We start from the raw sequence: 23,295 nt of genomic DNA, 5'->3' as shown, positions 1-23,295 counted from the left end.
TCCTCTCTCTCCTTGTTCTCTACTCGTCAGAGCCGTCTGCAAGAGCAGCTTTTATCATGATCGCGCACTCGATACGTTTTTTCTGCATCTCACACCCGATATCATACGCATCCGTGATGGAACCGTGGAAATTGTAGGAATTGGCCGCACAGCCGCCGCTGCAGTAAAATCTGGCAAAACAATCCCGACATTTGTCTTTCGCATAGACATTGCAGAGCTTGAACTCGTCGCGGACTGCCGTGTTGGTCACGCCCGTATCCACGTTGCCGAGCAGGAAATCTTCGTTTCCTACAAACTGATGGCACGGATAGAGGTCGCCCCACGGGGTAACTGCCAGATACTCAGTTCCTGAACCGCATCCGGACAGACGTTTTGCCACGCACGGTCCCTGTGTCAGATCAAGCATAAAGTGGAAGAACGTGAAGCCGCGTCCCTCTTTGTGTCTCTTGACATACTCTGCTGCCAGACGGTCATATTCCTCGAGAATCTGCGGAAGATCCGCCTCTTTGATCGCGTAGGGCTCTTCATCCGGTGCTACGACCGGCTCAACCGACATTTTCTTGAATCCAAGATCGGCAAAATGCAGAACATCTTTGCCAAAATCCAGGTTGTTGTGTGTGAAGGTACCACGCACGAAATAATCGCGGCCTCCGCGCTTCTCTGCAAATTTCTGGAACTTCGGCACGATCAGGTCGTAGCTTCCGGTTCCGTTGCGGAATGGGCGCATCTTGTCGTTGACCTCTTTTCGTCCATCCAGACTGAGCACGACGTTTGCCATCTCGCGGTTGCAGAATTCCATAATTTCATCGTTTAACAGAACACCGTTGGTGGTCAGTGTGAAACGGAATTTCTTGTTGTGCGCCTCTTCCTGGGAACGTCCGTACTCGACTAACTGTTTAACCACCTGCCAGTTCATCAGCGGCTCGCCGCCGAAGAAATCGACTTCCAGGTTCCGGCGGTTTCCAGAATTGGCAATCAGGAAATCCAGCGCTTTCTTGCCGACCTCAAAGGTCATCAGCGCTCTGCGTCCATGATACTCGCCCTCTTCTGCAAAGCAGTACTGACAGGCAAGGTTGCAGTCATGCGCGATATGCAGGCAGAGTGCCTTGACAACCGTCTGGCGCTTCTTGAAATCCATAACGAAGTTTTTGTAAATGTCAGCAGTAAAGAGTTCTTCCTGATCGATGAGCTCCTGAATGTCCTCAAACGCCTCTCTGATCTCTTCCTGGCTGTATTTCTCTTTTAATGCTGCCGCCGTCTCGTCTTTCAGGGACTGGGCAATCTGAAACGGCTTCTCGCTGTCCGGAATCCGCTCCGATAAAAAGGAAATCACATCGTACAGAAGCGGATCGACCGAATGGACGGAGCCACTGTTGACATCCAGTACGATATAATATCCATTATTTATATACTGATGAATCACTGTCTTTCTCCTTCTATAAGACATAGGCAGGCAGACAACCCGGAACATATGCAGTCCTCTCCTCGGACCGCGCTCCGTCTTGTCTGCCTCCCTGTGTCAACTCTGCGTTTTCTCAGACTCCAGCTCTCCCACTCATGAAAAGCTCTGATTTATCAGAAAACGCCTCATTTGTTTTGTACTGCCAATTAGCGGTTCTGGTTCTCGCAGCTCTGGTTACCTACAGTACAGGATGTCTTACATGCAGACTGGCAGGATGTCTGGCACTCGCCGCAGCCGCCTTTCTTCATGCTGTTCTTCAGTGTGCTTGCGCTCAGTGTCTTTACGTGTTTCATCTCTATGTCCTCCTTCATTTTTTTAGTATATAAAGTCCTATAGATTATATCATATGTTGCCCGCTTGTGCAAGCATTTCAATTTACCGTGTTTCTCACAGATTCCGGCTTTTTTGGAACTGTTCACGGGTAGGCACTTTTGGAACCGAAAGTGCCGTAAGAAAACGTGGTGACAGCAGGAATTTGCCGTATTGAGATGCGAAGCCACGGCAAATTCCGTTACTGGGCACGTATGCGTGAACAGTAACGCTTGTTTGTAACAGTGTTTCATTCTGCAGGCATATTTGTCCTTCTTTGCTCATATGAATAGAAAAAAAATGCACACAGGTATTTTATCATGGAAAAATCAGCTATCCAGATTCTGCTCCGTTCTTCCCTCTTCTCCTACGCGGCAACTGCTGTCTTTCTGCTTCTGCTCGCGTTTGGGATGTACCGTTTTCAGTGGGGTGAAAAGGAAATCACGCTAGGAGTGCGCGGCATCTACATTCTCGCCTGCTTCCTGGCGGGGCTTAGCGCCGGGAAGAAAGCAAAAAGGCGCCGGTTCCTCTGGGGATTCTGCGCCGGCGCCCTTTATTTTCTTATTTTTCTAGCTCTGTCTTTTGCGATCCGACATTCCCTCAAGGAGACTGCCTCATCCCTGCTGCTTTCCTTCGCCCTCTGCGCCGGAAGCGGCACCATCGGCGGTATGTTTAGCTAACGCCGCCTCCGACGGGCTTAACAGGTACAGATGAATCTTATCGATCCGGTTCTTATCCACACATTCAACGACGAGGCGGACGTTTTCCACCACAACCTCTTCTTTTTCCTGTGGAAGATGGTTCAAAAGTCCGATCACCAGTCCGCCGATGGAATCATATTCGTCTGACTGGAGCTCCAAATTCAGGCGTTCATCCAGATCGTCGAGTTTGACCGAACCGTCTACCATGTATTCCCGCGGGGCGATGCGCTGAATGGATTTTTCCTCGTCTCCATCGTACTCGTCCCGGATATCTCCGACAATCTCCTCCAGCATATCTTCCAGCGTGATAAGACCGACCGTCGAACCGTACTCGTCGAGCACGATCACGATGCTGATCGCTGCTTTCCGCATCTCGCGCATCAGCTCAGCAACCTTCTTAAACTCATATGTATAGAGAGGTTTCCGCAGATATTTCCGGACAGAAAAGCCCTCTTCCCCGCCTTTTAAGAAAATATCCTTGATGTTCAGAACACCGATGACATTGTCCGTCGTCTCCTCATAGACCGGGTAACGCGTGTATTTCTCACTGCGGAATACCTCCATCAGCTCGTCATACGTCGCATCCACGTCCACAAACGTCATGTTGACCTTCGGAAGCATGACATCGCGCGCCACGGCGTCCCCGAAATCAAACACATTGTTGATCATCTTCTTCTCTTCGGACTCGATGACGCCCTCTTCGTGGCTGACCTCCACGATCGTCCGCAGCTCATCCTCCGTGATGGACTCACCCTTTGCCTTCACATCCACGCGAAGCAGCTTCAACACTAAAAACGAGAGCTGGTTGACCACAAAAATGACCGGTGTCAGCACCGTCATGATATAATAAATGATTTTGGCGAACCGAAATGCAATCCGCTCAGCCTGTATCGTCGCCACCGTCTTCGGCGTGATCTCGCCGAATATCAGGATCAAAAGCGTCAGAACGCCCGTCGCAATCCCTACGATCTTGTTGCCCCAGATGTGGGTGGCAAGAACCGTCGCAAGAGAAGACGCATACAGGTTTACCACATTGTTGCCGATCAGAATCGCACTCAGCATTTTACTCGGATCCTCTATGATCTTTAATACATACTCTGCCTGCTTATCGCCATTCTCCGCCAGCGTCCGCACCCGGATCTTGTTGACCGTCGTCAGCGCCGTCTCCGCAGAAGAAAAGAAAGCCGACATCAAAAGCAGCAGTATCAAAATCAATAGCTGTATCCCATCACCAGAACTCAAAAAACTCAACTCCTATCTCCCCTTATAGGGGATTACTCTTTTTTAAGGTTGATTCTACCGTATTTCATAGGTTCTGTCAATAAAGACAGGCTTGCATTTCCATACTTCTGCCATCTCCGGGAGTTTGACAGTTGAATAATAGAAAAATACCTTGCAGGCCGCATAGAACCTGCTTTTTTTGTGTCAAAAAAATTCGGAGTCTTTTTATATTGCAAAAAGCTATATTAATAACGAAGGAAAAAGTACATCTGTTAATGTGCGTAAACTGGGAACACTTAAAGAACTCCTTATTAAACATGGACCTCATACTCTCTGCTCCACCATGCCTGATATCCCGTATTTCCGGTCACTATTTCCTTATCATTAAAGCATATTTCAGTCTCAGCCAGAATCTCAACAAAGCTTGGGCGTGACATATAAATCTTTATGTTATCCATTTGAAATATCATTTTAAGAACATTCGGACCACATTCTTCCATTGCACTTTATTTTACTTTACCCTATAATGTTTATAAAAACAATCCAATTCTTACAGTCATAAAAGATACGGAACGACTGCCCTGGCAGCCATATCCTATTTTTATATCATAAAGGAGATAAGCAAATGAAATTATCCCTCGGAATCGACATCGGCAGTTCCAGCACCAAGGCGGCGGCACTGGATGAACATGGCGCTCTGCTTGGTACGCTTCAGGTTCACGCGGATGACCCGCGCACCTCGGCTTACGGTGTTCTCGGGCGTTTCCTGGATCAGCAGGGCGCTTCGTTTGACGATGTTGAAAAAATCGTCCTGACCGGGCTCGGTTCGACGTATTTCCATGAAAATATCTTCGGCATCCCGACCATCCATGCCCTGGAGCTGGATGCCATCGGGCGCGGCGGCTTATACCTGTCCGGGCTTGACGAAGCGCTGGTGGTCAGCCTTGGAACCGGCTCTGCCTTTATCCGCGCTTCCAAGACAAACGGCTTCTGTCATCTGGGCGGAAGCGGTGTCGGCGGTGGGACACTTGCCGGCATGGCGGAGCGCTTTCTCGGCGTCACCGACATTTTTGCCCTCTCAGAGATGGCGCTGCGCGGCAATAAGGCCATGGCAGATCTCCGCATCGCCGACGTGCAGGAGGAAGATGTCCCGGGACTTGCCGCCGACTTAACCGCTGCCAATTTTGGGCGAATCAAAAGCGGCGCCTCGGATGCTGACCTGGCTGCCGCTCTTTTCAATATGATTTATGAAAATGTGGGTGTGATGGCGTCCCTGGCGCTCAGCCAGGACACCACCCGGAATGTCGTCCTGACCGGTTCTCTCGCCAGCCTTGCACCTGCTGCAAAGACCTTTGACATTTTCAATCAGATGCACGATGTCTTTGGAATCGACTATATCATTCCGCCTCATCCGTCTTTCGCCACGGCAGTCGGAGCGCTTTTATGTGATCCTCTGCCGGAGAACTAAGATCACGGACGGCTCCCAGCAGATCGAAAGCTGCGATCAGGGCGCTTCCTGCGAAGATAAAAAAGTCTCCCAGATTAAAGACGACCTTTTCCAGGTATTTACACCGGATGCTGAAATAATCTACCACATAACCGCGTTTGAGGCGGTCATATAAGTTGCTTAAACCACCCGCCGTGATGAGGGCAAAACCGATCCGATCGGCTTTTCTGCCTTCGTCCCGGCACAGTAACCATGTCAGAATGCCCGCTGCCGCCGAGGTAAAGACAACCGGCACCATGCGGACCAGTTCTTTCTTTTCTTTTTTTACCCCAAAACAGAAACCGTCGTTGTGATTGCGGTACAGGCGGATCTTTCCATGGCTTTTTTCCATGTCGCGCGGAAAATCTTCCGGTTTCTGGGCTTCTATGTTTTCCTTGCAGAAATAATCGATGCCGAACAGGGCAGCTATCATATACAGGTATTTTTTCATAAGGGCACCTCCTCATATAAATGTCATTATCTAACTTATATTTATTATAACAAGTTTTTCCGACAGAGTATAGGGAAGCTTTCGTATTTTACCGCATATCTTATCTTAAATTCTAAAAAATCTCTATGGAAAACGCTATGAATTGCTCTTCTCTTCCAGACAACCAAACCGCTGATTTTATCGAACGTTTTTTTCCTTTTACCTATAACCAGATTTTGGAAAATGATTCCGGCTGCTATGATTTTGTCAATCATGAGTATGTGATCTGGCACCGGTCTCTGGCGGAGGCGCTGCCGCTCTCAGTCCAGCAGTATGGCTATGACTCGATCCCGAATCTTTATACCATATTAGATACATCCAGCCTGGACAGCGCAGGAATTTCCCGGACCGCAGAACAGCCATTCCTGGGAAACAAGGGGCGCGGGACGCTGATTGGGATTGTGGATACGGGGATCGATTATACAAATCCCTTGTTACGCGATCCGGATGGAAGCACGCGCATCGCCGCCATCTGGGATCAGACGGTTTCGGGCGCGGGGCTTAGCACGCCGGATCCGATCGATGCGCTGCACTACGGAAGTGTCTACCAGCGTTCCCACATCAACGAGGCGCTGCGCTCGGAAGATCCGCATTCCATCGTCCCCACCTCGGATCCTCTCCGCCACGGCACGCAGATGGCGCTGGTCGCCGCCGGTTCCGAAGATGCCGATGCTTTTTTCTCCGGGGCGGCGCCGGAATCGGAACTGGTCGTTGTCCGCTTGAAACCAGCCAGAACCTATCTTCGCGATTTTTTTCTGATCCGCGAGGATGCCATCGCCTTTCAGGAGGACGACATCATGCTCGGAATCAAGTTTCTTCTTTATATTGCCAGGCAGGAAAAAAAGCCCCTTGTGATCCTGCTGGGTCTTGGCACCAATACCGGAAGCCACAGCGGCACTTCGCCGCTTGGTCTATATCTGAACAGCCTGTCGCGCGCCAGCGGGCAGATTCTGGTCGCCGCCGGAGGCAATGAAACCGGGCGCGGGCACCATTTTCGCAGTGTATTTCCTGCTTCCACCTCCTATGAGGATGTGGAACTGCGGGTCGGTCCCGGCGAACGGGGATTTACGCTGGAACTGTGGGCGCGTGAATCGGAGCTTTACAGTGTCGGATTTTTATCCCCCTCCGGCGACGAAACGGGACGCATCCGGCTCTCCGGCGACGAAGAACGCCGGATTCCCTTTCTTCTGGAAGGAACGACCATTCACCTCAACTATACCAGCTCCGAGCTGGCGACCGGAAGCGAACTGATCCTGATGCGCTTTGATGCCCCCGCCGCCGGAATCTGGAAAATCCGCGTCTACCACACGCTCTCGATTCAGGGTGAATACCATATGTGGCTGCCGGTGCACGGCTTTATCTCGGATGAAACCTTCTTTCTGCGCCCGGATCCGGACACAACCATCACCGATCCGGGCAATACAGCAGCCATCATCACCACCGCCGCCTACAGCCACCAGACGGGCGGGATCTATCTGCATTCCAGCCGCGGTTTTACCCGCACCAGAACTATCAAACCCGACCTTGCCGCCCCCGGCGTCCGGCTCCCGCTTCCCGATTATCAGGAGGTAACCGGAACCTCATTTGCCGCCGCCATGACCGCCGGAGCCGCCGCGATCCTGCTCTCCTGGTCTGCCTATACGCCATCAGCCCCGCGGATCAACACCTCGATTGCCAAGGCATTTCTGATCCGCGGGGCTGACCGCCGAAATTCCATCGAATATCCCAGCCGGGAGTGGGGGTATGGGACGTTAAACCTATATAACTCTTTTTTATCCATGAGAAGTTAATTAACTTCTGCTGTTTTCTCTTCACACACAAATTGCTTTTCCGGAGCCTTACATCGCTAACTTTCACCACATCCATGACACCGTTCACCGATCATGCTCCTGAAAAGCTATTACCCCCGCATCTCTATCCGCGGACCGCCATTCTTCTCCAGATACGGGCGCGTGATCACAACGGAGCCGATATTCGGATCTTTCGGGATCTCATACATGATATCCATCATAAAATCCTCTAAAATTGCACGCAGCGCACGGGCACCCGTATCTTTTTCCAGCGCCCGCTCGGCGATCCACTCCAGTGCATCGTCCTCAAACACCAGTTTGACCTCATCCAGCGCCAGCAGGCGCTCATACTGCTTGAGGATCGCATTTTTCGGTTCTTTCAGAATCCGCATCAGCAATTCCTTTGTCAGCCCCTGCAGACTCACAAGCACCGGCAGACGTCCGAGAAACTCTGGAATCATGCCAAAATTCCGCAGATCTTCCGTTGTCACCTGGCTCAAAATATCCGGATCATTGTCAAATTCATCCTTCAAATGGGAGTTGAAGCCCATCGTGGAACGCTTTTTCAGGCGCTCCTTGATGATATCATCCAATCCCGGAAACGCGCCGCCACAGATAAACAGGATGTTGTTCGTATCCACAGTCGCCATCGGCGTGAGCGCATTCTTCTGGTTTGAGCCGACCGGCACCTCTACCTGGCTGCCTTCCAGAAGTTTTAAAAGCTCCTGCTGTACCGACTCACCGCTGACATCGCGGCTCATCGTATTTTTCTTTTTCGCAATTTTATCGATCTCATCGATGAAAATGATGCCTTGCTCAGCTTTCTCCACATCATTTCCAGCCGCTGCCAGAAGCTTGGAGACTACGCTTTCTATATCATCTCCGATATATCCAGCTTCCGTGAGCGCCGTCGCATCCGCAATCGCCAGCGGCACATCCAAAAGCTTCGCCAGCGTCTTGACCAGGTACGTTTTTCCGCTTCCGGTCGGTCCCAGCATCAGGATGTTGGATTTCTCAATCTCCGGTTCGCCGCCCTGCATCTGCATTCCCTGTGCCGCCGCGTTTTCCGCCTTTTCTTCCGTATTTTCATTTGCCCGAAGCTCGTCCTGCTGCCGGAGAATCACGCGCTTATAATGGTTGTAGACTGCCACTGAAACTGCCCGTTTCGCCCGCTCCTGCCCAATCACATACGCATCCAGCTGCGCCTTGATCTGGTGCGGTGCCGGAACATCCTTCATCGTCAGAAATTTCTCCGCGTCTTTTGCCTTGCTCTTTTTCTTGATCTTATTTTTCTCTGGAATCTCTGTATTCGGCATCTGCATGCCCGCAAAATCATTGAGATTCATGTTCATAAACGGCATATTTTGAAGCTTGGAAAAGTCCATGCCCGACTTGGAAATCGAGTCAAATGCTTTCTGCATACACTCATGGCAGAAATTCATCCCACCCGGCATCGTGATCATCTCTCCCGCCTTGCTCTCCGGGCGGCGGCAGACGTAGCAGATTTTCTCGTAATCATCCGAATGATCTGTACTGGTTTTATTTGTATCTGTTTCGTTTATATTGGTTGTCGTATCTATATTCTGGTTATCACTCATATTTTTATATTTCCTCCAATCTGAAAGCACCTTTTCATTTTATCATAGCTTGTGAAAAACGTAAATCATAACAGCAGCCGTCATTTCGTTTTAAAAATAAAAAAATTTCCTATGAAACAAAAAGACAGATGAATCACCACCCTCTCTGATTACAAGAGGATCTACCGGCGGTTCACCTGCCTTCTTTTCTATATCTTCCTGATTTTATTCATTTCCGCTTCGCAACAGTTCCGTATCTTCACCGTTACGGGCAAATATCCATTCCAGCCCACTTCGCTGATGGGATATTTTCTATCTTCCCAGTTTTCTCTGCGGACTTGCCTGTGATTCACTCCGGCTCTCGTTCTGGCTATCCTGGCTCTGCGGCATATCGCTCTTGGAGCCCAGTGTAATCTGTACGTTTCTCTCGACATATTTGCCATTTTCCAGACTCTGTACCGTCATGGTAACGGTGGAACCTGCCTTATAGTAAGTCAGCAGTTTCTTGAGATCATCACCATTCTTTACCTTCTCACCGTCAAACTTGGTGATAATATCGCGCTCCCGCAGATCCGACCTGGATGCCGCGCCGCCCGCAACAATCTTGTATACATAGATACCTTCCGGCATGCCATACGCCTGCGCCATCTGGCTGTCGATATTCTGAAGCTGGATTCCCAGATAGCCCTGCTCATTCTCATCGACAGCTACCTTCGTCGTCTTCGTCATCAGGTCGCTGATAATATCCTTTGCCTGTGAAATCGGGATCGCATAGCCGATGCCCTCAACACTGGTGTCCGAATACTTCGCCGCATTGATACCGATAACTTCACCGTTCATATTTAAAAGTGCGCCGCCGCTGTTGCCTGGGTTGATCGCCGCATCAACCTGCAGAAGTGTCCGCTCTACGTCGTTGATGGTTAGCTTTTTATTTAAAGCGCTGACATAACCGACGGTAACCGACTGCCCCTGTCCCAGTGCGTTACCGATTGCCACAACACCCTGTCCCAGCTTCAGGGAATCAGAATCGCCCAGATCGGCTGCCTTAATCTGTTTTCTCGTTTCTTCCGGTATATCCGAAAGCTGTACGGCAATGACTGCCAGATCCGAATCGGAATCAGTACCTTTGACCGCTGCCTTAACGCTCTGGTTATCAATAAAGGTAACCGAAAGTTCCTCGGAATCTTCAACGACATGGTTATTGGTAATAATCAGAAGTTCCGTGTCATTCTGTCCGGCAATGATTCCGGAACCGCTGCTCGGCACCTCGTACTGCTGCTGACCAAACAGCCAGTTGTCCTGTGTATAAATCATCTTGTTGTTGATCGCTACAACGGACGGCATCGCTTTCTCTACAATCGAAGAAACATCGTTGCCAATGGAGGTCTGCGTTTTAGTGCCCGCATCTGCCTGTGTCTCCTGAGAAACCTGACCGATCGTTTCCTGTGCGGTCTCACCCGGAAGAAGTCGGTTTGAAAGTGCATTCACGCCGACCATGGTTCCGCCTGCCACACAGCCAAACAAAATGCCCGACATCACAAGTGCCGCAATTTTCTTACCAGTATTCTTAGAGCCATGTCCCCGGCCACACCGTTCTTCCGGAATATAGCTGCGTTCCGGCTGCTTCTCTGCATTCTCTTTCGGATCTGCTCCGGCTGCTGCCTCCGGTTCTCCATCGAGACTGCCCCGGTAACGGGAATCATGATAACCGCCATAATCGGAAGTTTCTTCTTTTTTAGCAGTATCGTTATTCTTTTCCTCATACGCGCTGTCCGAATAAGCGCCCTCCGTATAATCTACATCCTGATCGTGTCTCTCATTTCTTTCATTCTCGTCATACATATATTCATACCTCCTGTTCTCAGGAATCACAGCCGCGTACTGTCCATTTTGCGAACCTTCCCGCAGCGGATTGTTCATACTCTTATATTCTATCTCAGGCTTTCTGCCCTCTCTCTGTTTACATGAGATAGTCTATCAGTTATTTGTGATGTAATTGTGAAAATAAAATCATAAATCTGTGAAGCTTAAAAACATCTCTCGGTTTTCACTTGTCAGTCCTTCTCTCCTCTTGTATACTTAATGAAAGAAACGAATTTTACATTTTATATGAAAGGACTGTTACATCCATGATGAATACACAGGCAGTTGTCCATATCCGCAAAGGCGAGGCTCGTTCCCTGAAAGCCGGCGGTATGTGGATCTATGATAATGAAATTGAACGAATTGAGGGCGAATTTGAAAATGGCGATATCCTTCGTGTCGAAGATTTTGACGGTTATCCGCTCGGATGTGGTTTTATCAACACCCGCTCCAAGCTTACCGTGCGGATGCTTTCCCGCAAAAAGGATACTGTCATCGACGATGCTTTTATCGAAATGCGCGTCCGCAATGCCTGGGAATACCGCCGTCAGACAGTTGATACCAGCAGCTGCCGCCTGATTTTCGGCGAAGCAGATTTCCTTCCGGGCATCGTGATCGACAAATTTTCCGATGTGCTGGTCGTTGAATCCCTGGCGCTCGGTATCGACCGTCTGAAACCGCTGATTCTGGAAAAACTCGTCAAGGTGCTTGAGGAAGACGGCATTCATATCCGCGGTATTTACGAGCGTAGCGACGCTAAGGTCCGCTTACAGGAGGGCATGGAGCGCTATAAGGGCTTTATCGGGGAACCATTTGATACAAAAGTAGAGATCGTTGAAAATGGTGTCCGCTATCTGGTAGATGTCAAGGACGGGCAGAAAACTGGCTTTTTCCTCGACCAGAAATACAACCGTCTGGCAATCCAGCGTCTCTGCCCGGGCAAACGCGTTCTGGACTGTTTTACCCACACCGGCTCCTTTGCCTTAAATGCAGCCGTCTCCGGCGCCAAAGAGGTCATCGGCGTGGATGCGTCCGAACTTGCCGTCGCACAGGCGCGTGAAAATGCAGAGTTAAACGGTGTTTCCGGTACTACCACCTTTCAGTGCGCGGATGTCTTTGACCTGCTTCCGGAATTAGAGGCAAGAGGTGAGCAATTCGACGTCGTGATCCTCGATCCGCCTGCCTTCACAAAATCCCGCAGCTCGGTCAAAAATGCCATCAAGGGCTACCGCGAGATCAATATTCGCGGTCTGCGTCTGGTAAAGGACGGCGGCTACTTCGCCACCTGCTCCTGCTCCCATTTCATGACGCCGGAGCTCTTCACAAAGGCGATTCAGGAGGCAGCCCGCAGCGCCCACCGCCGCCTGCGCCAGATCGAATACCGCACCCAGGCAGCCGACCACCCGATTCTGTGGGCGGGGGATGAGACGTCCTATTATCTGAAGTTCTACATTTTCCAGGTTGTGGATGAAAAGTAAAATCACAGAATGTTTGTAAGACTATAACCAAGCAATATGAACTGCTATTATAAATCATGAATCTGCAAATCCTCTTAGAGCAATCTGAGGGGATTTGTTTCGTTTTATCATTGTCTGTTCTGATAAATTATGATATACTTCGTACATGGGAAAAACCAGAGAGCCAGGCGGCTTACCCTCTGTTATCGGAGGGTTGCTAGATTTCAGCAAAGCTTGTTTATCAAAGACTGGAACGAGGCACAAATCTAACCCTCCAGACGAAAGAAAGGAGGGCATTGCCAATGTATGTTACATACTCTGATTTGATTCAGATTGGAATATTCATTTGCGCCCTTGTTGGATTGTGTTATACAATTTTCAAGGGAAAACGAAAATAGCCGCCATTACTGCAATAATGACGGCTGTTAATAAAACAGTTGTTTAATTTATTCAGGTAAGCCGCTCCTCTGGCTTTTCCTTTTTTCTATCCCTAATATAACATATCTTTTCATCCAATGCAAGCGAAACCCCCTTTATAGAAATACGAACTCATAAGGGATTACCGCTGCAGCACCATACACCAAACCGGTGCCGACACCATCGAAAGCAGCGTCGTAAATACCACGCACTTCGTCGCAAAGACTTCATCCCCGCCATATTTCGCGGCAAGAATCGCCGTCGTGCTTGCTGCCGGCATCGCTGCCAGCACCACAGAAATCCCCATCACCAGCGTGTCAATATGGAACAGGAGGCAGCCGATCCACACAAGCGCCGGGATCAGGATCAGGCGCACAGCGGCATAGTAGCAGCTGAGCGGCGTGATCATCGTCTTCATATCTGCCTCCGCCAGAACGGTTCCGACGAAAATCATGGAGACTGCCGTGTTTGCCTTGTTTAAGCTATGTACCGTATCTCCCAGGAATCCTGGAATCTGCATCTGCAAAAGCATCAGCACAAAGCCGATGAATACGGAGACAATACACGGATGCGTGCATATCTTTTTAATCAGCGTCTTCCGATCCGGCGCCTTCGTAAAATACGTCATTCCCAGCGACCACATCGCAGTTCTCTGCGGAATCAGGTAAAAAGAGGCGTAGAAAAGCCCCATCGAGCCGAAGATGCCCTCCGCCACCGGATTTCCCAGAATCCCGGCATTGGACGCCATCGTCGCGTATTTGAGGACCTTCTTCTTTTCCTCTCCCACACCCGGGTACAGTACCATATTTAAGATATAACAAGCCACCTGAACCATACATGAGACGAGCAGCGCCTGTGCGCTGCTCTTTAAGATATCCATGCTCAGTTCTACTTCAAATGACTCGATGATACTGCAGGGAAGTGTCACAAAGATAACCAGATCCGCAATGACCCTTTTTCCCTCATCCGTGATAATTCCCTTCTTCTTTAAGAATGCCCCCAGAATCATCAGGGAAAATAACATTCCCTGCATCCGGTACAGACCATCTAAATTCAACGCATTTCCTCCGTTTCACACTCTCTCATCACTCAATGATGATTCCCGCATTCGTCTTACTTCCCGGTGCACTGCTTCCATTCGGGGAACCGCTGCCGGAAGGTTTTTCTCTGCCATTCTCCGTCTCGCCGGTGCCAGAATTTCCGCCCGGAAATGCCGGCGAAAAACCGCCAGACTCTGCCTCACTGCTCTCCCGCGCATTTTCCTTTGATGCATGCGTACCGTCCGGACGGCTTTCCTGCTCAGAAACGTCATTCTCCTGTGTTTCCGAAGCATTACCGGTCTCTTTCTCCGACTCGTCGCTGCCGCTCCCGGCTTCCTGGCTTTCGTCCGCGCCGCTCTCCTGCGTCGGATCCAGGATGGAAATTGTCGTCGCCTCGGTCGTCTTCGGCAATGCCTTCGTTTCTGCCTGTTTCGTGCCATGAACGCCTGTATCTGATACAATTTTCTGACTGATCGTCCGGACCGTCTCAGTCGGCGTGTATTCCTCATCGCCAAACAGGAAATGATGCAGCTCGATGACATTGCTCTCCAGCGTCTGTGGGATGACGCAGGCGCCCTTGCGTCCCATCTTCTTTTCCCTCAGCTCCGACGGGAAACCGGTCGTCTCGGTCAGATGGTAACGCGTAATATTTCGTCCTATCTTCAACAGATCATTGATCTCGATGCTGGTCGCCACCTGTGGAAATACCGTCTGCACAATATTGTTGATCGTCGCCCAATCTGCTTTTTTCATCTTCTCAAACGCGAGGGAAATAACCTTTCTCTGCCGTTCGGTACGGGCATAGTCCGTATCCATCAGACGGAGACGCCCATATGCAACCGCCTGCACACCGTCCAGATGGTTCATGCCCGCTGATTTAAGCTGGGTCGAAGCGACGCCGGTCGCCTTGACCGTCTCAGAAATGAACGCATTGATATAATAAAACTCTGATTTCGTGATCTCCACGTCAATGCCGCCCAGAATGTTGATCGCATCTGCAACGGCTTTCCAGTTAAAGGTCGCATAATCGTCAATATCGATATCCAGGTTCCTATTGAGCGCCTTGACAACCTGCTCCGGTCCGCCCTGCATATAAGCGGCGTTGATTTTGTTGTAGGTATTCTTGTCGCTGATATTTAAATATGAATCCCGGTACACCGAAACCAGACGTATCTCACCGGTTCCCTGATCGATGTTGCAGAGAATATTGACATCCGAGTTATTGCCCTTTCCGACCGATGAGTTACGGCTATCCACGCCGAAAACCGCGATCGTCCAGTAACCGCTCATCTGCTCCTGCTTCTCCTCCGAAATCTCGACGTTTTTGATCTCATCCGGGTTCCACGGAAGCCGCTGCATCAGATCCAGACGGCTGCTGATATACGAATATCCCGCAAAGCAGAGAATCCCGATCAGCATCACGCTCTCCAGAAGAATAAACCATATCTTCCGCTTCTTTTTCCGGCGCGCTTTCAATTTAACCGGGTCGGCGTAAATATCCGACCGGTTCATGGTCCGGGTTTTCTCCTGATTCCGGCTCTCCCGGCTGCTGCCAGGCTGCGTCTGTCCCCTCTTTGCCGCTTTCTGACCACTTCGGCTTCTATCTCCGCTCCGGTGGGATCCGTCCTCCCGGCGTTCCGTAAATGAATCCGTGATCAGTGTCAGACCATCGTCTTCCATCTCCGACGGTTTTGCCCGTCGGCTCCGGCGGTGTCCTGATCTATCTCTTTCTTCTTCATATCCCATGTGGTTTTCCTCATCAATACGCGTTTTTATTTATAAAGCCCTTAAAAACCGTCAAAAACATGATTTTAAAATCAAATCCCAGCGTCCAGTTCTCGATGTAATACAGATCATGCTCAATCCGCTTCGTGATCGAGGTATCGCCCCGGTAACCATTGACCTGTGCCCATCCGGTCATTCCCGGACGCACCTGGTGTTTGATCATATAACGCGGAATCTCTTCCTTGAATTTTTCAACGAAAAACGGGCGTTCCGGGCGCGGTCCAACCAGGCTCATATCGCCCTTCAGAACATTAAACAGCTGCGGAAGCTCGTCAATGCTCGTCTTCCGGATAAATCTTCCAATCGGAGTCACACGCGGGTCTCCCGGCGTCGTCCACTGGCTTTTCTCCTTTGCCGCCGACTGTACCGCCATCGAGCGGAACTTATACATCTTAAACGGCTTATTGTGAAGTCCCACCCGCTCCTGACAGAAAATGACCGGTCCCGGCGAAGTCGCCTTTATAAGAATCGCCGTCACCAGCATCACCGGTGAAAACAGGATGAGCGCCATCATGCCGCCGACCAGATCCATCGTCCGCTTCATCGTTGCGTTGAGCAGATTCGTGAGCGGCACATGGCGGATGTGGATCACCGGAAGTCCCTGCAGATCCTCCATAAACGGACGGGTCGGGATAAAGTTATAATAATCCGGGATAAATTTCGTATGCACACCCGATTTTTCACAGCCCGCCACGATTTTTTCCAGTTTTCCATACTCCTGGATGCTCAGGGTGATCGCGATCTCATCCAGCGTATTGAGCGCCAGAATCGTATCCAGATCGTCAATTTTGCCGATCACGCGCACTCCCTTATATTCTTTGCCCCACTCCTCATGGTCATCCAGAATACCGCGGATTTTATAGCCCCACTCCGGATTGACATTCACACGGTCAATAAATCCTTCCGCTGCCCGGCTGTAACCGACCAGAAGCAGATGCTTCTGGTTATATCCCTTCGACCGCATCGACCGGAGCGCTATCCGCAGGATATTCCGCATCAGAATCTCAGCAAAGAGATTGATGCCAAAAAACAAAAATACCATCGGACGGGAGAAGTTGTGGAAATACTCATTTTTACCGCCCAGGTAAAGAATCAGTGAGATCACCAAAAGACCGATGATGTTCGCCTTGAAAATATTGGCTAACTCCACCCGTCTTCCCTGAACCCGTTTGGGCGTATAAAGATGAAAAAATGCGTATAAAATCAAATAAAACGGTACAATAAGAACGCCAGCCGCCAGATAGACGACTGCCATTGCGCTCTTATTATGCCCTGTTACATTAAACCACGACGTTCCATTGACGATAAACCACGCAAGTGCGTAGGCGCATGCGATGACACATGCGTCCAGCACTACGTGGAAATGGTTCAGCCGTTTCTGGTTATCTTTTATCATAGTATATCACCTGAATTCGGATTAAGCTCCCGGTCCTGCCGGACCGCCGGGGCCTGCTGCATCGCTGTTTCCGGAATCCCCCGGTTCCTGAATCTCTGTGACCGGACTTTTCACACCGGAATTATCCGACGCACCCGGAGAAGTCTTTTCACTGGATGCCGATGTCTCTGCCGCCGTTGTGGTTGTAGATCCCGGTTTTGCAATGGAAGACTTCGTCTCCGATGTGCTGCCTGGTCCGGATAAAGAATCATCCGCCTCGGTTGTCCTATCCGTATGATTGTTCTTGCCGGGAGTCGTCGTTGTTCCTGGTCCCTTACTGCTGTTGCTCTTCGACTCTTCTTCCTCCCAGTCAATCCAGTCTTCATCCGGATCAAAGATCTCGTCCAATCCAATCGAGCTCTCGCTCTCGCCCTTCTTGGTCTCATCCCCGCTCTCGTCATCCGACTCGTCCGAAGCACTCGTCGATGACTTCTTAGCGGATGCTTCCGCCGCTGCCTTCGCGGCAATCCGGCTCGCCCGTTTCTTGATAAACGTCTGGGCGCTGACACCCTGATCGACCGGAACATGACCGATCAGCTTCGCATTCGTCGTAAGACCTGTTACCTGCGCGATATGGTTGCTATACTCCTTGACATTGGACGGAACCTGATAATCTTCCTCATCAAACAGGAACTTATGAAGCTCTTTTACGTTGTACTCCAGTGTCTGCGGGATAACGCAGTCGCCGATCTTTCCAACATCCTGCTCGCCTCTGGCTGCCGGGAATCCGGCGGTCTCACCGATATGGAACTTCGCGATATTGCGTGCCAGCGGAATCAAATCCGTAATATCAACATTGGTTGCAAGCTGCGGCATGATCGTCTGAATCAGACAGTTGAGTGTCGCCCAGTCTGCATTTTTTGCCTTATCAAAGGCTTTCTGAAGAATAATTCTCTGACGCTCGGTACGCGCATAGTCCGTATCTGAATAACGGATACGTCCGTATGCAACTGCCTGGATACCATCCAGATGTACATTGCCCGCATGGGTCAGCTGATGAGAACCGATACCAGTCTCCTTTACGGTCTCCGTGATGAAGGCATTGATCCAGGAGAACTCTGCATCGCTCAGCTCGACATCTACACCGCCCAGAATGTTGATGGCATCCGCAACCGCTTTCCAGTTGAACGTCGCATACTGGGTAATGTTAAGACCCAGGTTCTTATTCAGCGCCTTAACTGCCTGCTCCGGACCGCCCTGTGCGTAAGCGGCGTTGATCTTATTATAAGAGTTTTTATCGTTGATATTCAGATAACTGTCCCGGAATACCGATACAAGGCGGATCTCACCCGTCTCCAGATTGATATTGGCAATCATGTTGACATCCGCGTTCGTACCTTTTCCGACATTCATCTGCCCGTGCTGACTTCGCGAATCGACACCGAAGCACGCTACGGTCATGTAGCCCTTCATATCATCGATCTGTTCCTGGGACAGGTTGACGTTCTTAACCTGGTCCTCGTTGAAATCAATCTTCTGCATAGAACCGAAGGTTCTGTGATACATATACCAGAACGCACCGCCCAGAATCATCAATATAATCACGACAATCTCCGCCGCAATGATCATATGCTTTCTGTGACGCGCCGATTTACGGTAATGGCTGCCGCGGCGTCCCGAACTCTTTTTTCCACTTCCAGCGCTCTTAGGACCGCTGTAGCCGGAACGTACTGAACTGCTGCCCGCCTCACCTTTTCTCTGGCTATTTTCAACTGTACTGCTGACTCTTCTGCGGCTGGTGCCGGAAGCAGAACTGCCGCGCGAAGAATGCCCTGCCTGACTGGCACGGCTGCTTCTGCCCTCGCGGCGCGCCCTCATGCGCTCCAGCTCATCATCCTCATAATTCATAAGCTACCTCATCTTTCACTTGCTTGCTGCCGCTCAGACATTGTCTGATAAGCAGCCTTTCTCCGTGCTGCATCCGCTAAACCATGACCGTTCACACATCGCGCAAACTCTAAGTTACTGTCCACACATACGCGCCCAGTAACAACTCTAACCTTTTCCTCACGATTTATCAGATGCTGCTTTTTTCTCGATCTGTCTCACAGCAAATTCATAGACATAGAGAAATGTCCCGGCTAAAAGTTCCAGCTCTATCGCCAGATAATTTTTAAGCCGTTCCGGGCGGTACGCCACTTTTTTACACTTCTTTGCCGTCCGTATGCCTTCTTTCAGACCTTCCAGATAATCTTTTCCAAACCCGAGTTTCCTGAAAAATGAATATTTCACGAAAATCCCCGCTGCGATCGGAATCGCATTTATGATAAGCTGTAAGCACGGCATATTTTTATAATTCAGATACACATTGTTGCGTGCCGCCAGCTTAACCTTGAATGAATTGTACTTGGAACCGCTGGTTCCGCTTCCGACGTGCCATACCAGCGCCGCCGGGCAGTATATATTGTCATACCCCGCAATCCGGGCTCTATATCCCACATCAATATCTTCCAGATAGGCAAAATGCATCTCATCGAAATAGCCTATCTCCTCAAATACCTCTCTCCTGTAGATCGCTGCGCCCGCGCACGCCGAGAATACCCGGCTTGAACGGCGGTAATGCGTAAGATCCCGTCCCACGCCGCGCTGGTACGCCCAGCCAAGCAGGGAATACATATCGCCTGCATCATCCAGCCTGTCCGGATGGTACATCTGGATCATCCGGCTGCTGACGGAAAAGATGCGCTCCGACTGACCGATCGCACGCACCATCTCCGCCACGAAATACTCGTCCACCCGGACGTCATTATTTAAAAGCAGCACATACGGTGTGTCTGCCGCCTTGATTCCGACGTTGACTGCGCCGGAAAATCCCGTGTTTTCCGGCAGGAAAATCGTATCGATCTGATGTTCCTTCAGCCACTCCACGCTTCCGTCCGTCGAACCGTTGTCCACCACCAGCGTCCGGAAATTCGGATACGTCTGTGCATTCAGTGAACGGATGCATTCGTCCATAAACTTTAACCCATTATAATTGGGAATAATAATTGTCGTTGTAATCTCCATCCCGGGTTATACCTCCAGATGATACGGTTCTCCGATTTTCTCTTTTTTCAGATCCCTGAGGGCGAAATTGGACTTCCGCAGCGTCAGGTTCGGATTGTAATAAGGATCTCCATCTTTAAGGATCTCCGGCCAGCGCTCCGAGAAAATCTTGATCTCCCTGTTAAAACGTGCCACCTTCTCCGGCGTATCCTCCAGTCCTCTTGACTTCGACTCATAATGATACAGCAATGCGTACGGATTGTAAACCACTAAATGATTTGATGCCCGCACTTTCATGCAATAATCGATATCGTTAAATGCGACCGCCAGCTTCTCCGTAAAGCCGCCGACCTCATCAAAGAGCGCTTTCTTTGTCATCAGGCACGCCGCCGTCACAGCGCTGTAATCCTGTGTACTCATCGCACGGTGGAAATAGCTGTTTTCCGCCTTATGAAGCCCGATAAACGTATGCCCTGCGATGCCGCCGAAACCAATCACGACGCCCGCATGCTGGATCGTATCATCCTGATAGAGCAGTCTCGCGCCAACTGCGCCGACGTCCTCCCGCTGGCACAGTCCCAGCATCTCCTCGATGAAATTCTCCGCAATCAGCTCGGTATCATTATTTAAAAACAGCAGATATTCGCCCTTTGCGAAGGTCACGCCGAAGTTGTTGATCGCCGAATAATTAAACTCGCGCTCCCAGGTTACCACATGGACATTGGAAAATTCCTTCTGAATCTTTTCATAGTATTCAAAGGTTTCCTTCTCCGTGCTGTTGTTCTCTACAATGATAAACTCAACATTGCGGTACGTTGCCCGCGTCTCAATCGCCCGCAGGCATAGATCCAGATCCGTATGGTGATCCTTGTTCGGAATGATGATCGATACCAGCGGTTCCCCCTGAATTTTATATACAGAGTGATAAATGCCGTAGTCCACACCTTTTTCCACGCGCTCCGCCTCGATACCGACGCGTTTATAATGATCCATGATCGCGCGCGCACCCGCATCAAATGCGTACAGCTTGCTCTCCGGGTTGCTCGCTGTCGAATCCTTGTGGCAGCGCCAATGATACAGCACCTTCGGGATATGGCGGATCTCCTTCGCCTTCTCCGTACAACGGAAAATGAAGTCATAATCCTGTGCTCCGTCGTATTCCTGACGGAAGCCACCTACCTGCGCTGCCAGATCGTGGCTGACTACAAACAGATGGCAGATATAGTTGACGCTGCAGAGCAGATCGATATTGAAATCCGGCTTAAAATGCGGATCAAACAAAGCGCCGCCGTCCATATCCAGCTTATCCTCATCCGAATAGAAGCAGTCGCATCCCGGATGTTCCTGTAACAGTTTCGCACACTCATAGAGAGCATTCGGTGTCAGCTTATCGTCATGGTCTGCCAGCACGATATAATCGCCGGTCGCCATATCCATTGCTGCATTCGTATTGCCGGAAATGCCCTTATTTTCCCCTAAAATCACGTATTTAAAGCGGCTGTCCTTCTTCGCATACTGCTCCAGCACCCGCTCGCAGCTTTGTCCTGCCGGACTGCCGTCCGCCACGCAGACCTCCCAGTTTGCGTATGTCTGTTCCGCGATCGAATCCAGCATTTCCCGCAGAAATCGCTCCGGTGTCTTAAATGCCGGAATCACGATCGAGAATTTAACCGGCGCGTCAAACACCTTTTTCCTCTGCTCCTCCAGCTCCTCCGCCGTCGGCTTCGTCAGTGAATACCACTCGCCGTAATCGTAGTCATTGTCAATTCCCTGCAGTTTGTGCTTGGATTTTACCAGCAAGGCTTTCAGACCGTTTTCCTTCCAGAAATCCAGGCAGACCCGCACAGTCTCCATGTTCATCAAATCGCGGATCTTCTGCATCCGCTTGTGCGCCACACTGCTGCGCTTGCGGATCAGTTCTTCATTATATTTAATGCGGATTTTGCGTCCCTCGCCTTTTGCGATCAGATAATAATCTTTTCCGCGCTCATACGGGAACTGGATATCAAATCCAAGCTCTTTTTCTACCGTTCGCCCAAAATAAATCTGGCTGACGTCGTCGCGGCGGGTCGCCACATACTGAAACCGGATCGGCTGATGTGCCCCATCTTCAACCTGATAGGTGATCTCCGTCTCCGGCGTCTTTCCGATCGCCCAGCCATTGAGCTGAATCGAATTTTCACGAATCCGAACTACATCGACATTACATTTCATGCTGTTTGCCCCCAACTTTTTTTACCGGTGTATCAAAATTCAGCCGCTCTTCCTCCACTACCAGCGGACGCTTCATGACTCTCGAATTGATCGATAAAATATACTCCCCCACCAAACCGATGAAAAAGATCTGAACCGACCCTAAAAAACACATTCCAATCAGAACCGGCGCCATACCAGCCGGAAAATCATACCAGTGAAGCAGTTTCATCACCAGATATACAATCGCCACGATCATACTGATCGCCGCGCAGATACTTCCAAAGATCGTCGCCAGGCGCAGACCGACCTTCGTATAGGAGGTCACACTGAGCATCGCGGCATCGTAGAGCCGGTAAAAATTGTTGTGTGTCTTGCCTGCGCGGCGCTGCGGCTGGATATATGGAATCTCCTTACGCTTATAACCAAGCTCCGCCACGATTCCGCGCAAAAACGGCGTCGGATCGTCAAGCTCCCGCAGAATCTCAATAAAATCGCGGTCATACAGACCCGAACCGGTAAAATGCTCAATCTGCTCGACATCGGAGAGTTTCTTTATCATCTTGTAATAGCAGCTCCTCAGCGCATACATGATCGGGTTTTCCTTGCTTCCCGTCTTGATGCCGATGACAATCTTGTAGCCATTTTCCCACTCATGGACATATTTCGGGATCATATCGACCGGATCCTGAAAATCCGCCACCATGCTGATCACGCAGTCGCCGGTACACTGTAACATTCCATAATACGGGGAATTGAACTGTCCAAAGTTTTTGGCATTAAAAATTGCCTTGATCCGTGGATTCTCGCTGCAGATCTTGCGAAGAATCGGGCGCGTCTGGTCCGTCGAATCATTGTCGATAAAGACAAGCTCATAGTCATATTCCGGCAGATCGCGCTCCAGCGTCTCCACAACCGCCTCGCTGATCGGACCTACATTCTCTTCCTCGTTGTAGCAGGGAATTAATATACTGATTTTTTTCATACTTTTCTGATTCCTATTAATTTGCTTTTTGTTTGAACTCTTCTGTTTCGTTCCACCAAATTTCGAACACAAAAAAAAGAGAAAGCCGCTTCGGCTATA

The 23,295-nt window shown here is 50.2% G+C and carries 17 protein-coding genes; 4 read left to right on the top strand and 13 right to left on the bottom strand.

Going from position 1 to position 23,295, the window contains the following annotated elements; translation table 11 throughout:
- Positions 1-19 precede the first annotated feature (19 nt).
- Both scfB and scfA read right to left on the bottom strand, forming a co-directional pair.
- On the bottom strand, positions 20-1,423 hold the full coding sequence (scfB, locus tag PUQ60_RS03215) for a thioether cross-link-forming SCIFF peptide maturase (protein ID WP_273379597.1): 1,404 nt from the start codon (positions 1,421-1,423) through the stop codon (positions 20-22).
- 185 nt (positions 1,424-1,608) lie between these two features.
- Entirely contained in the window at positions 1,609-1,755 is a 147-nt protein-coding gene (gene scfA / locus PUQ60_RS03210; RefSeq protein WP_022359867.1) for a six-cysteine ranthipeptide SCIFF, read from the bottom strand.
- Positions 1,756-2,091: 336 nt separating this feature from the next.
- Here scfA and PUQ60_RS03205 point away from each other — a divergent pair, with 336 nt between their 5' ends.
- A complete protein-coding gene (locus PUQ60_RS03205) occupies positions 2,092-2,451 on the top strand; it encodes a TIGR04086 family membrane protein (RefSeq protein WP_270234783.1) in 360 nt (119 codons plus the stop codon).
- Here the strand turns inward: PUQ60_RS03205 and PUQ60_RS03200 are convergent.
- Positions 2,386-3,714: a hemolysin family protein gene (locus PUQ60_RS03200; RefSeq protein WP_273379599.1), complete on the bottom strand. Its 1,329-nt coding sequence runs from the start codon at positions 3,712-3,714 to the stop codon at positions 2,386-2,388. The genes PUQ60_RS03205 and PUQ60_RS03200 overlap by 66 nt on opposite strands.
- Positions 3,715-4,318: 604 nt before the next feature.
- Between PUQ60_RS03200 and PUQ60_RS03195 the strand changes: the two genes are divergently transcribed.
- Positions 4,319-5,161 carry a BadF/BadG/BcrA/BcrD ATPase family protein gene (locus PUQ60_RS03195; RefSeq protein ID WP_273379601.1) on the top strand — a complete coding sequence of 281 codons (843 nt, stop codon included), beginning with the start codon at positions 4,319-4,321 and terminating at the stop codon, positions 5,159-5,161.
- Here the strand turns inward: PUQ60_RS03195 and PUQ60_RS03190 are convergent.
- Positions 5,091-5,630 carry a signal peptidase II gene (locus PUQ60_RS03190; protein WP_118523802.1) on the bottom strand — a complete coding sequence of 180 codons (540 nt, stop codon included), beginning with the start codon at positions 5,628-5,630 and terminating at the stop codon, positions 5,091-5,093. The genes PUQ60_RS03195 and PUQ60_RS03190 overlap by 71 nt on opposite strands.
- Positions 5,631-5,767: 137 nt before the next feature.
- On the opposite strand from PUQ60_RS03190, the gene PUQ60_RS03185 reads away from it, so the two are divergent.
- Positions 5,768-7,459, top strand: a complete 1,692-nt coding sequence (locus PUQ60_RS03185; RefSeq protein ID WP_273379603.1) for a S8 family peptidase — start codon at positions 5,768-5,770, stop codon at positions 7,457-7,459.
- 110 nt (positions 7,460-7,569) lie between these two features.
- Here the strand turns inward: PUQ60_RS03185 and clpX are convergent, their stop codons facing one another.
- Entirely contained in the window at positions 7,570-9,057 is a 1,488-nt protein-coding gene (gene clpX / locus PUQ60_RS03180) for an ATP-dependent Clp protease ATP-binding subunit ClpX (RefSeq protein WP_118293407.1), read from the bottom strand.
- A gap of 291 nt (positions 9,058-9,348) precedes the next feature.
- A complete protein-coding gene (locus PUQ60_RS03175) occupies positions 9,349-10,878 on the bottom strand; it encodes a trypsin-like peptidase domain-containing protein (RefSeq protein WP_273379605.1) in 1,530 nt (509 codons plus the stop codon).
- A gap of 290 nt (positions 10,879-11,168) precedes the next feature.
- On the opposite strand from PUQ60_RS03175, the gene PUQ60_RS03170 reads away from it, so the two are divergent.
- Positions 11,169-12,377 carry a class I SAM-dependent rRNA methyltransferase gene (locus tag PUQ60_RS03170; RefSeq protein ID WP_118472962.1) on the top strand — a complete coding sequence of 403 codons (1,209 nt, stop codon included), beginning with the start codon at positions 11,169-11,171 and terminating at the stop codon, positions 12,375-12,377.
- Between the two features lie 538 nt (positions 12,378-12,915).
- Here PUQ60_RS03170 and PUQ60_RS03165 read toward each other — a convergent pair.
- The 7 genes from PUQ60_RS03165 to PUQ60_RS03135 form a co-directional block, all read right to left on the bottom strand.
- Positions 12,916-13,830: an AEC family transporter gene (locus tag PUQ60_RS03165; protein WP_182429162.1), complete on the bottom strand. Its 915-nt coding sequence runs from the start codon at positions 13,828-13,830 to the stop codon at positions 12,916-12,918.
- Positions 13,831-13,858: 28 nt separating this feature from the next.
- Complete coding sequence (locus tag PUQ60_RS03160) at positions 13,859-15,559, bottom strand: LCP family protein (RefSeq protein WP_273379607.1); 1,701 nt, start codon at positions 15,557-15,559, stop codon at positions 13,859-13,861.
- Positions 15,560-15,572: 13 nt separating this feature from the next.
- Positions 15,573-16,994: an undecaprenyl-phosphate glucose phosphotransferase gene (locus tag PUQ60_RS03155; RefSeq protein WP_118651998.1), complete on the bottom strand. Its 1,422-nt coding sequence runs from the start codon at positions 16,992-16,994 to the stop codon at positions 15,573-15,575.
- A 21-nt stretch (positions 16,995-17,015) separates the two neighbouring features.
- Positions 17,016-18,881, bottom strand: a complete 1,866-nt coding sequence (locus PUQ60_RS03150; protein WP_273379608.1) for an LCP family protein — start codon at positions 18,879-18,881, stop codon at positions 17,016-17,018.
- Positions 18,882-19,040: 159 nt separating this feature from the next.
- Positions 19,041-20,039, bottom strand: coding sequence for a glycosyltransferase family 2 protein (locus tag PUQ60_RS03145; protein WP_022359149.1), 999 nt, complete (start codon positions 20,037-20,039; stop codon positions 19,041-19,043).
- A 6-nt stretch (positions 20,040-20,045) separates the two neighbouring features.
- A complete protein-coding gene (locus PUQ60_RS03140; protein ID WP_107001456.1) occupies positions 20,046-22,232 on the bottom strand; it encodes a glycosyltransferase family 2 protein in 2,187 nt (728 codons plus the stop codon).
- Positions 22,222-23,196 carry a glycosyltransferase family 2 protein gene (locus tag PUQ60_RS03135; RefSeq protein WP_107001455.1) on the bottom strand — a complete coding sequence of 325 codons (975 nt, stop codon included), beginning with the start codon at positions 23,194-23,196 and terminating at the stop codon, positions 22,222-22,224. The genes PUQ60_RS03140 and PUQ60_RS03135 overlap by 11 nt, the downstream gene beginning before the upstream one ends.
- Positions 23,197-23,295: the final 99 nt, after the last annotated feature.

The sequence above is a fragment of the Clostridium sp. AF02-29 genome (assembly GCF_934835585.1).
In the GTDB taxonomy this organism is placed as follows: Bacteria; Bacillota; Clostridia; order Lachnospirales; family Lachnospiraceae; genus Otoolea; species Otoolea fessa.
Note: the sequence above shows the minus strand (reverse complement) of the source record. Positions and strands in the feature narration are given on the sequence as shown.